10 protein-coding genes are annotated in these 10,848 nt (G+C 34.9%); 9 read left to right on the forward strand and 1 reads right to left on the reverse strand.

Translation table 11 applies throughout. The annotated features are described in order from the left end of the window. Positions 1–21 precede the first annotated feature (21 nt). The 3 genes from QO182_RS17380 to QO182_RS17390 all read left to right on the forward strand — a co-directional run bounded on the left by QO182_RS17380 (position 22) and on the right by QO182_RS17390 (position 3,683). Positions 22–1,551 carry a G-D-S-L family lipolytic protein gene (locus QO182_RS17380; protein ID WP_371539937.1) on the forward strand — a complete coding sequence of 510 codons (1,530 nt, stop codon included), beginning with the start codon at positions 22–24 and terminating at the stop codon, positions 1,549–1,551. A gap of 260 nt (positions 1,552–1,811) precedes the next feature. After that, on the forward strand, positions 1,812–3,323 hold the full coding sequence (atpD, locus tag QO182_RS17385) for a F0F1 ATP synthase subunit beta (RefSeq protein WP_371539940.1): 1,512 nt from the start codon (positions 1,812–1,814) through the stop codon (positions 3,321–3,323). A 78-nt stretch (positions 3,324–3,401) separates the two neighbouring features. Then, positions 3,402–3,683: a F0F1 ATP synthase subunit epsilon gene (locus QO182_RS17390; RefSeq protein WP_371539944.1), complete on the forward strand. Its 282-nt coding sequence runs from the start codon at positions 3,402–3,404 to the stop codon at positions 3,681–3,683. A gap of 47 nt (positions 3,684–3,730) precedes the next feature. On the opposite strand, the gene QO182_RS17395 is transcribed toward QO182_RS17390, so the two are convergent. After that, positions 3,731–5,227, reverse strand: coding sequence for a PLP-dependent aminotransferase family protein (locus tag QO182_RS17395; RefSeq protein ID WP_371539949.1), 1,497 nt, complete (start codon positions 5,225–5,227; stop codon positions 3,731–3,733). A gap of 77 nt (positions 5,228–5,304) precedes the next feature. Here QO182_RS17395 and QO182_RS17400 point away from each other — a divergent pair, with 77 nt between their 5' ends. From QO182_RS17400 to QO182_RS17425, 6 genes are all read left to right on the forward strand, one after another. Next, positions 5,305–7,125, forward strand: a complete 1,821-nt coding sequence (locus tag QO182_RS17400; protein ID WP_371563033.1) for a TonB-dependent receptor plug domain-containing protein — start codon at positions 5,305–5,307, stop codon at positions 7,123–7,125. A gap of 60 nt (positions 7,126–7,185) precedes the next feature. Continuing rightward, positions 7,186–8,343: an aminotransferase class I/II-fold pyridoxal phosphate-dependent enzyme gene (locus QO182_RS17405; RefSeq protein ID WP_371539959.1), complete on the forward strand. Its 1,158-nt coding sequence runs from the start codon at positions 7,186–7,188 to the stop codon at positions 8,341–8,343. A 142-nt stretch (positions 8,344–8,485) separates the two neighbouring features. Next, positions 8,486–8,686, forward strand: coding sequence for a hypothetical protein (locus QO182_RS17410; protein WP_371539963.1), 201 nt, complete (start codon positions 8,486–8,488; stop codon positions 8,684–8,686). Between the two features lie 53 nt (positions 8,687–8,739). Next, positions 8,740–9,555, forward strand: coding sequence for a TraB/GumN family protein (locus tag QO182_RS17415; protein ID WP_371539966.1), 816 nt, complete (start codon positions 8,740–8,742; stop codon positions 9,553–9,555). A 67-nt stretch (positions 9,556–9,622) separates the two neighbouring features. Beyond that, positions 9,623–10,126 (forward strand): RNA polymerase sigma factor, encoded by a 504-nt coding sequence (locus QO182_RS17420; protein WP_371539969.1) that lies wholly within the window; start codon positions 9,623–9,625, stop codon positions 10,124–10,126. Further along, positions 10,116–10,733 (forward strand): hypothetical protein, encoded by a 618-nt coding sequence (locus QO182_RS17425; protein WP_371563035.1) that lies wholly within the window; start codon positions 10,116–10,118, stop codon positions 10,731–10,733. The genes QO182_RS17420 and QO182_RS17425 overlap by 11 nt, the downstream gene beginning before the upstream one ends. Positions 10,734–10,848 lie beyond the last annotated feature (115 nt).

Below are 10,848 nucleotides of genomic sequence, written 5' to 3' on the forward strand. Positions count from 1 at the left end.
ATTTTAAAAAAAAATACAACCATGATAAAAAATTTCAAATGGCTACTATTGGTTTCATTAAGCTTTGTAGCGTGTAATAGTGATGATGACGTAACGGTAATTTCAAATTCATCTGACGGATTACCTTTAACGGCGGGATCTGCTAATTTTTCTAAAGTTGTTTCATTAGGAGATTCAATGGCAGCAGGTTACTCAGATGGAGCCTTGTTTGTAGAAGGTCAGAAATCTTCTTATAATAATATAATGGCACAAAAATTTGCAACAGTTGGTGGTGGAGAATTTAAAACCCCATTTATGGCTGACAATATAGGTGGTTTTAAAATTAATGGAACTATTGCTTCTGGAGCGAGATTAGCATCGACTGGCGGAGGAGCGCCAGTTGCAGTTGCGGGAACTCCTTCGACAGAGATTTTAACTTCCATAGCTGCTGCTGGTCCGTATAATAATTGTGGCGTTCCTGGTGCAAAAAGTTTTAATTTATTATCGAAAATTTACGGTAGTCCTTTAGGTATACTAGCAGGAACAGCGAATCCTTATTATGTTCGTTTTGCTCCAAAAGATGGTGCTGCTTCTGTTTTGGATTATGCAATGTCTCAAGCGCCAACTTTCTTTTCACTTTGGATAGGAAATAATGATATTTTAGGTTATGCTACAACTGGAGGTGATGGCTCAAACCCTATAACTCCTTCAGCGGGAGTTTCGGGAGTTGGTTTTGATGCTACATATGAAGCCTTAGTGAATTCGCTAACTTCTGGAGGAGCAAAAGGAGTTGTGGCAAATATTCCTTATGTGAATACTTTGCCGTTTTTTACATATATAGCGGCAAACCCTGTGCCATTAAACGCTTCGCAAGTTGGGGCGTTAAATCCATTATTTGGAGCTATGAATAGTATGTTGGCGTCAGTAGGGCAGTCGGCTCGTTTTCAGGCATTAACTGTAAGTTCATCTAATCCATTGTTAATTGCAGATGAAATGTTAGCTTATGATGCTACGGCCTTATTTACTGCGGCTTTTCAAGCAGCTCCATTTAAGTACCCTGCAGCAACTGCCGGGTTTTTAGGAAATTTGTATGGTAAAGCCCGTCATGCTAGTAATGCGGCAGCAACTAGAGATTATATATTGTTAACCGCAGGTGGTTTAATTGGGACTACAAAAGCAGGTTATCCAGTAGACAATAGTACAATAGGAGTGACCTATCCGATGGAAGATAAATCGACCTTAACTGCAAGTGAAGTAGCTTTGGTAAAAACTGCTACGGATGCTTATAATGCAAAAATTAAAGCAGTTGCAACGGCAAAAGGCTTAGCTTTTGTTGATTCTAATGCTTTGTTGAGTCAGGTTTCAAATGGTGGATTTACAGCAAACGGATTTGCAGTAACGGGTGCTTTTATTACTGGTGGTGGGTTTTCAACAGATGGTGTTCATCCTTCTCCAAGAGGATACGCAGTGCTTGCGAACAAATTCATTAGTGCTATTAATGCCACGTATGGCTCTAATTTAAAAGAAGTAGATCTAGGGAATTATAGAATTTTATTTCCAAGCTCGCTTTAATTTAGTGGGGTTTTAATAATAGATAAAAGTCATTCGTCGAGAGATGAATGGCTTTTTATTTTTAACCAAATATTGCTGTTTTTATTTGTTGAAAATTGATTTTTAAACAATGCATTATTTTTTTCTTGTTTTTATAGAAAAAGGTGTTGATTTTTTATTTTAAAAAATTATCTTTGCACCCTGATAAAAAGGTCTAATCGATAAGTTTTGGTTAGTTCTATTTCATAAACCTAAATAGCTATTTAATAAATACATAAGTAATGTCAAAAGTAATAGGAAAAGTTGCCCAAATCATTGGCCCAGTAGTTGACGTAGTTTTCAACGGCGTAGATGTTGAACTTCCAAAAATTTATGATTCATTAGAAATCACAAAAAAAGATGGTACTTTATTAGTACTTGAAGTACAATCTCACATTGGTGAAAACACAGTTCGTACCATTTCGATGGACTCAACAGATGGTTTGAGTAGAGGTTATGAAGTAGTTGGAACAGGGAATCCTATCCAAATGCCAATTGGTGCTGATGTTTATGGTCGTTTATTCAATGTAATTGGAGATGCGATTGATGGTCTAGGAAACTTACCAAAAACAGGAGAAAACGGAATGTCAATTCACCGTCAAGCTCCTAAATTCGAAGATCTATCAACTTCATCTGAAGTTTTATTCACAGGTATTAAAGTAATTGATTTAATTGAGCCTTACTCAAAAGGGGGTAAAATTGGATTGTTCGGTGGTGCAGGTGTTGGTAAAACAGTATTGATTCAAGAGTTGATTAACAATATTGCAAAAGGTCACGGTGGACTTTCTGTATTCGCAGGAGTAGGAGAAAGAACACGTGAAGGGAATGACTTACTTCGTGAGATGTTAGAGTCAGGAATTATAAAATACGGTGATGAATTCATGCACTCTATGGAAAATGGAGGATGGGATTTATCTAAAGTTGATATGCTAGGAATGAGAGAGTCTAAAGCTACTTTCGTTTTCGGTCAAATGAATGAGCCACCAGGAGCTCGTGCTCGTGTAGCGCTTTCTGGATTATCTATTGCTGAGTATTTCCGTGATGGAGCTGGAACAGATCAAGGGAAAGACGTTTTGTTTTTCGTTGATAATATCTTCCGTTTTACACAAGCAGGTTCTGAGGTATCGGCACTTTTAGGTCGTATGCCATCTGCAGTAGGATACCAACCAACATTAGCTACAGAAATGGGAGCGATGCAAGAACGTATCACATCTACAAATAAAGGATCTATTACTTCTGTACAAGCGGTTTACGTTCCTGCAGATGATTTAACAGATCCAGCACCAGCAACAACGTTTGCTCACTTGGATGCAACAACAGTATTGTCTCGTAAAATTGCTGAGTTAGGTATTTATCCAGCGGTTGACCCGTTAGATTCTACTTCTCGTATCTTAACACCACAAATTCTTGGTGATGAGCATTATGACTGTGCACAAAGAGTAAAAGAGATTCTTCAAAAATACAAACAATTGCAAGATATTATCGCAATTTTAGGTATGGAAGAATTATCAGAAGAAGATAAATTAGCTGTTTCTAGAGCACGTCGTGTTCAACGTTTCTTGTCTCAACCTTTCCACGTAGCTGAGCAGTTTACAGGATTAAAAGGGGTTTTAGTAGATATCAAAGATACTATAAAAGGGTTTAATATGATTATTGACGGTGAATTAGATCACTTGCCAGAATCAGCATTTAACCTTAAAGGTACTATTGAAGAGGCTATCGAAGCAGGAGAAAAAATGTTAGCAGAAGCTTAAAAAATAGTTTAAGGTTTAAAGTTTAAGGTTCACAAGCAACTTTAAACTTTGAACTTTTAAACCTTTAACTACAAAAATATGTTATTAGAAATAGTATCGCCGGAAGCATCATTATTCAAAGGAGAAATAACTTCAATATCTGTACCTGGTGTTGATGGAAGTTTTCAAATTTTAAATAATCACGCACCAATAGTTTCATTACTTCAAAAAGGAATAGTAAGTATTACTGCTGCTAGTTTTGAGTTTGATAAAGAAACATCAGGATTGTTTACTAAAGTAAATGCGGATAATTATACATTAGCTATCTCTGCAGGAACTTTAGAAATGAAAGACAATAAAGTAATTGTTTTAGTCGACTAAAATAATTTGAATATATAAGGAAAGCCTAACTTAACTGTTAGGCTTTTTTATTTTAAGGTCGAATCATAAGCCTGTTTCAGTTTTTTTACTATGATCTCTATTTCTTCTTCATTCAAATGGCCAAAGCCTAGACGAATAGCGCAAGTGTCTTTGTCTTGATAAAGTATGGTTTTAGGCAAAAACAAATCATAGCGTAGCGCTTGTTCTGAAAGTTGAACCAATGGAAGTACTGTATTAAACTGTAACCATATTGCCAAACCGCCCGTTGGTTTCTTAAAACGGATAGCATCTTTAAAGTTTTCTTCAAGGCATTGGTATAAAAAATCGCGTCTTTGCTTATAGACTAGGATGTTTTTTTTGAGCAATCGATGAATCTCACCTTCATAAATCAGTTCTGATAGCATTTGTTCCTGTGTTAAATCGCCTTGACGGTCTAACATTTGCAAGTAGTTTTTGGCTTCTGAAATTAAATTTTCTGGGGCTACGACAAATCCTGTTTGAAAACTGGGAAATAGAGACTGCCCAAGCTTTCCCAAATAAATTACCATTCCATTTGCATCAGAGCTGGCCATAGGTAGCATAGCCAAGCCTTCAAACTGAAAATCATAGTCATAATCATCTTCTATAATGGCAAACTGGTATTCCTTTGCAAGTTGTAACAGTTTTAAGCGACGTTCTGCTGTTAATGAAACGGTTGTAGGATAATCACGATTGGCACAAATATAAACACAGCGAATTGCCCCTTTTACAAAATGTGTTTTAATATAATCGACATCTAAGCCTTGTTCGTCAATGGGTATTGTTTTGATAATGGCGCCTGATTGTTGGAAAATCATGTTGGCAGCATAACTGCTCAGATCCCCAACCAAAACTACATCTTTTGGGCGAATTAAAAGTTGCGATATGATGTACAAACTCATTTCTGTACTTCTGGTGCTGATGACATTTTTTGGTTTTATGTGAAGTCCCCTTGTAGCATTTAGGTAATTACACAGTTGGTTTTCAAATACAGAATACCTTGTTTTTTTATTTTGATTCCATTTCGAAATCAATGATTTGCGTTTCATGGAAGTGCCATACCATTTTGAAAATTCATGAATGGGATGTAGCCTTAAATCGGGTTGCCCATCATTTAGTTCATACTTTGCTTCTGAAAATTCTTGCGTTGATGATAAATGAAAAGAGGGCTGAAAGGGAAATCCAGTTGTTTCTGCAAAGTTATAAATGTCTCCTAATTGGTTCGAACCCGCTTTTATTGTGGCTGTTCTCTGTTCTGGAACTGATATAAAAGTCCCTTTGTTAGCAATTATTTCAACCCAACCTTGAGAAGCTAATTCATCATATACCGCAACGGCTGTATTGCGGTGCACATGTATTAATTGGCTAAAGATTCTAGTTCCGGGTAATAAAGAGCCTCCTGCTAAATAACTACGCTGAATAGCATTGATGATTTGTTGGGAGATTTGTATATACACAGGGCTGGCACTTGATTTATCAAAGTGGATCAGCCTTTTTAACAACGCATTAACCGGACTATCTATCATTTCAAAACTGGACTATTTTAGTAGTCCGGAAAGGTACTACTTTTGCAACGTTTTAAAATAATTCAATACTTTAATAAATGAAAAAGAAATACTTTTCAGCCTTTTTTTTTATCTGTTCTTTCATAGTAAATGCACAGGAAAACGCACAAAAGACAGATACCTTACAAGAAGTTGTTATTACATCCAGTAGGATTGATTTGCCTTTCAAGGAAAATTCCAGAACCATTCAGTTGATTACTGCCGAGGATATAAAAAAATCCGGAGTGACAAATGTTGCCGATGCTTTGCAGCAAATTGCAGGTATTGATGTAAGACGTCGCGGTACTAGTGGTATGCAAGCAGACTTATATATACGGGGCGGAAGTTTTGATCAAACGCTGCTACTTATAGATGGATTCAAGGTAGATGATGCTCAAACTGGACATCACTCGATGAATTTAGCTTTGCCGATTGAAGTTATTAAGAGAATTGAAATTATAAAAGGGCCAGCAAGTCGTGTATTTGGTCAAAATGCTTTTACCGGCGCTGTCAATATCGTTACAAAGGATTCGCTTGATAATGATGCTTCATTAAGGCTTCAGGCGGGTTCTTATGGTCAATTTAGTGCTGCTGTTACCGCAGGAGTTAGTTTGAATGAAAGCAATCATATTTTGCACTTTTCAAAAAACATATCGAATGGCTATCGCTATAATACAGATTTTGACAATCAGAATTTTGTGTTGAAGAGTGTTTTTAATAAAAACAAATTGCCAATAACGATGTTGGTTGCTCTTTCGGAAAAAAACTTTGGGGCAAATGGTTTTTATTCTTCGCCAGCAGCTACTGAGCAATATGAGGAAACTAATGCTAGTTTAGTTGGTTTTTCAACGATTATTAAAAAGGGTAATTTTACCTGGAAACCAAAGGTATATTGGAGACGTAATCAAGACGAATATATTTTTATCAGGAAGAATCCGTCTGTTTACAGGAATTTGCATATTTCAAACAAAATTGCTGCAGAATTAAATGGATCGTATACGTCAAATATCGGTGTTACCGGCTTTGGTATAGAAACGGCTAAAGTGTTTCTTTCGAGTAATAATCTTGGGGATAATAACCGTTTTCTAAGTACTTTGTTTTTAGAGCAGCGTATTGAATTGTTCAATAAAAAATTAGATATTACTCCGGGAGTAGCTGTGACTTATTTTTCTGACTTCAAATTTTTTGCTTTTCCAGGTATAGATGTTGGATATCAATTGCTTGATAACCTGAAGGTATATGGTAACTTGGGTTATACTTACAGAATTCCAACTTTTACTGATTTGAATTATAAATCTCCAACTACGATAGGTAATCCTGATTTAGAACCTGAGAAAGCATTTTCGCAAGAAATTGGTTTGAAATGGAATACCTCTAATTTTAATGTGTCTGCGGCAGTGTTTAATCGCAATTCTAATCATTTAATTGATTACGTAAAAATGGAGCTTACGGATCCCTGGCAAGCCCAAAACATTCAGGATGTTACCACCAAAGGTTTTGAAACGCAACTGCTTTATACCTTTAATCTTAATTCATTTGCTCAAAAGTTACAATTTGGTTATTCTTTTATTCAGAATGATATAGAAGAAAGCACCTTTACTTTCTCACAGTATTCTTTGAATTCACTAAAGAATCAGTTTGTGGGGAGTTACAATATGCAATTCCTGAAAAATTTCAGCAATACGATTTCGTATCGTTATGCGGAACGAATTGCTGGAGATTCATATTCAGTTGTAGATTTGGGTGCTTCCTATGCTTTAAATGCTTTTGAGCTCTCTTTGTTTGCCAACAATATTTTCAACACGGAGTATACAGAAACGAATTTAGTTCCTATGCCAAAAGGTAATTTATTGTTTGGAGTACAATATAATTTTAGATAGACAATAACAATCTAAACTTAAAGTTCCAGATTATCGGCAGACTTTTTATATTTTCGGTATATGAAATGTTTTTCAAAATCAATACAGCCGGAACTAAATCAACAGGAACAAAACGATGCTTTGCAAAAAGGCGCTTTGCCCAATGATTTAATCGATTTCGCATCGAATGATTACTTAGGTTTTTCTCAGTCAGAGATTATTTTTAAGGACAGGCAGGAGTATTTAAGTAAAAATAAATGCATTGAAGAAGCAGCGACCGGTTCCCGGTTTTTATCCTGGAACCGCAAACTGTATCAGGAAACAGAAGGTTTTATTGCTAATTTCCATCAAACCGAAACAGCGTTAATTTTCAATTCGGGTTGCGATGCTACTATTGGTTTTTTTAGTGCAGTTCCTCAAAAAGGAGATTTGATTTTATACGATGAATTGTGTAATGCGTCTATTCTTGACGGAATTCAACTGTCGAGTGCCAAAGCCTGTAAATTCAATCACAATGATTTTGAAGATTTAGAAAGGTTAATCCAAAACCCAAGACCTAAAACCCAAGACCCAACAAGGATTTATATCGTAACCGAATCTGTTTTTTCTATGGATGGCGATTGTCCCAATCTGGAAGAATTAGTGCGGATTTCAGATAAGCACCATTGTTATTTAGTAGTTGATGAAGCACATGCTTTGGGTGTTTTTGGTTCAAAAGGCGAAGGATTCGTTCAAATGACAGGTTTGCAAGACCCTATTTTTGCTCGTATTTTGACTTTCGAAAATGCTTTAGGATGTGAGGGAGCAGCGATTGTAGGTTCGGTTGAATTGAGGGATTGTTTAGTAAATTTGGATCAAAGTTTTAAGTACACCACAGGGCTTTCGCTCTGTTCCGTTACCGCGATTTTGACTGGATATCAACATTTAGAACAAGAACAACAAACCATAGCGCAACTTCGCAAAAACATCATTCATTTCAATCAGGAAAAGAACATGTTAGGACTGAAACAATTGTTTGTACACAGTAAATCAGCAGTACAATCGGCCATCATTCCGGGTAAAGAAAATGTTACATCTATAGCCCAAAAACTACAAGAAAAAGGATTTGATGTGAAAGCGACACTTTCGCCAACGGTTCCCGAAGGGCAGGAACGACTTCGTTTTTGTTTGCACAGTTATAATTCTCCAGAAGAAATTAGCGAACTGTTGCGATTGTTGAGCAAGTTTCTCTTTCAATAGACTTTTTTTCGTATTCCTTTTCGAAAAAAAATATCGTGCAAACCCTAGTTTTTGTTAGCTTACAAAAAATAAATTTAAATTTTTTGTAACGTTTTACTTGTTTAATTACTTACGAGTAGTAATCAAATTAAACAAAACCATTATGAGAACAGTAACAACAAAAAAATTTAGCGAAAGAAATGATTTCGGACCTGTTATGATTTTTATCAGTTCAATTGGACTTGGCCATGCTGTAGTAAACCAATACGTTTATGACAAGCCAAAATTTGAAATGTTATTGATGATGTCTTGCTTCTTTTTGGCTGGCGTACTTTCGGTCTTAAGATCAAAATATAGTAAGTAATTCTTAACGAGTTTCAATCATCAAATCAAAAATCAATCATCAATCAAATTATTATGAAAAAATTATTTAAATCAATTGCAGTAGTAGCAGTATTGTTAATTTCCAGCGGAGTATTTGCACAAGCAAAAAAAGCAGCCTCAGCACCGTTAAATGAAAAATCGCTGTTATGGGAAATTTCAGGAAATGGATTATCGAAATCCTCTTATTTATATGGCACGATTCATATGATCTGTGGAAATGATTATTTTCTATCTGATAAAACCAAGAAAGCTTTTGATTCTACTGACAATTTAGTCTTAGAGGTGAATTTAGCCGATCCAAAAGAAATAAGCAGTGCTCAGCAATTTATATATGGAAAAGAACCATTGAGTAAAACATTGAGTCCGCAACAATTAAATGATTTTGATGTTTTGTTGCAAAAGAGAACAGGAATGACAGTCAAACAAGTTGATAAATTCAGTATAATGGCAGTAATGAGTTTGATTACTATGAAATCCTTTGGCTGCGCTGATATTAAAATGTATGAAATGGAATTTATTGAAATGGCTAAAAGTTCAAGTAAAAGTATTGCTGGTTTTGAAACACTTCAATCGCAAAATGATTTTTTAAGTAATGCTTATTCTGATGTGGAGGTGATAACACTGTTGCAAGAGTCAAATGATGATGATGCAAAAAAGTTAGTTCAAAATTATATTCAAGAAAACCTTCCAGAAATATATAAAGACATTACGGCTCCTAAAGTGATGAATGAAAAAACCAGAAAATGGTTATTAGATGTGAGAAATGAAAACTGGATTGTTAATATGCCGAATATGATGAAAGATAAAAGCACATTTTTTGCTGTAGGAGCGGGTCATTTATTGGGATAACAAGGAGTGATAAATCTATTGAGAAAAAAAGGGTATACCGATAAACCTATTCTGAATTAATACCATTTTGAAAGAGAAAGAACCAGAATTTTTAAACCGGATTGAAAAACACAAAGGAATTTTATATAAAGTTTCTAAGATGTATATGGACAATCACGATGATCAACAGGATTTATTTCAGGAGATTGTCTGCCAACTTTGGAAATCGTATGATTCGTTTAGAAACGAGAGTCAGTTTTCGACTTGGATGTATCGGGTGGCCATTAATACCGCTATCGTTTTTCTAAAGAAAGAAAAGAGAAAAGTCGATAAATATGAGATCGTATCTCAAAATATCAAAGAAGAAACTGACGATTCAGAAATTAAGGAAAGCCAAATTGAACATTTTTACAAAGCAGTTCAAAAATTAGAAAAAATAGATAAGGCTATCATCTTTTATCAACTGGAGGGTTTCTCACATAAGGAAATTGGAGATAATTTAGGGATTTCTGAAGGGAATGCCAGAGTGAAATTAAATAGAGCAAAAGAAAAATTAAAAGAAATAATTAAAAATCAAGGATATGGATTTTAACGATATACAGAACGCGTGGAACAATGAAAACACAGGAGAAATTAGGGTGCCAAATCATCTAGAAAAAATACAATCAGCCAGTATGCCCCTGACTCATATAAAAAAAGGTTTAAAAAGGGAGGCCTACCTTCAAATCTTGATCCTTGTGTGTGGGCTTGTACCAGTATTTATTAAATTTAATTTGAATTATCTAGTGCTTTTTTACCTAGTGTATTTCATATCAGTTATGGTCAGTACCTATTTTTTAATAAAAATTAAAGACTTTTATAAAATTGTAAATAATAAAAATATTAGCACAAAAGACAATTTGTATGAAACCTATTATGAAATAAAATTATTTATGGAAGTCTATAAAATTATCTCTACTGTTTCTATTCCTTTTGGTTTTATTTATATGATTCTAATTCCTTTGGGTTCAAAAACGGAAAAAATCATAAAAATAGTTGAAGGTATGCAAAGTCCAGAAATACTGTTTGTTGGACTGATAATTGGTTTTGTTTTGTGGTTAACGGGCTGTTGGTTTCTTATAAAGGCACATGCAGAACTTTTTTATGGAAAGTATGCCAAAGAAATCAAGAAAGTAATTGACGAATTAAAAGAAGAATAGCAAAATGCCTGTCTACTCGACAGGCATTTTTTTAGGATTTAGACACTGTCCCGTAAAGTGTGTAAGTTAAAAAAATAGGGGTTTGCCTTTTTAATTAAAGTTGAACCCTTTTTTC

The organism is Flavobacterium sp. Arc2, assembly GCF_041431385.1.
Lineage (GTDB): Bacteria > Bacteroidota > Bacteroidia > Flavobacteriales > Flavobacteriaceae > Flavobacterium.